1 protein-coding gene is annotated in these 371 nt (G+C 75.7%); it reads left to right on the top strand.

Annotation, left to right across the window (positions count from 1 at the left end; all coding sequences use genetic code 11):
- A partial coding sequence (locus JHN63_RS52165) for an acyltransferase domain-containing protein (RefSeq protein WP_200692071.1) occupies positions 1-371 on the top strand: 371 nt, incomplete at both ends.

The following is a 371-nucleotide window of genomic DNA, read 5'->3' as shown; positions in this document are numbered from 1 at the left end:
CACAGAAGATCGTCACCGGCGAGGCAGCCGCCGTCGCGCGGTTCGTCGAGCACCTCGCCGCACAGGGCCGCGAAACCCGCACCATGCCCGTCCGGGGCGCCGGGCACTCGCCCCAGGTCGAACCGCTGCTGCCCGAACTGACCGCCGCCCTCGGCGGGATCGGGGGCCGGAGCGGCAGCGCCGTGCGCGTCTACTCCACCGTCCACGACGACCCCACCCGACCCTGTGTCTTCGACGCCGGCCACTGGGCGGAGAACCTGCGCCGCCCGGTCCGGCTCGCCGGTGCGCTGGCCGCCGCCGCGGCCGACGGGCACACCGCGTTCATCGAGATCTCCCCGCACCCCGTGCTCCTGCACGCCCTCGCCGAGACC

Source organism: Streptomyces sp. MBT65 (assembly GCF_016612545.1).
Classification (GTDB): Bacteria; Actinomycetota; Actinomycetes; order Streptomycetales; family Streptomycetaceae; genus Streptomyces.
Note: the sequence above shows the minus strand (reverse complement) of the source record. Positions and strands in the feature narration are given on the sequence as shown.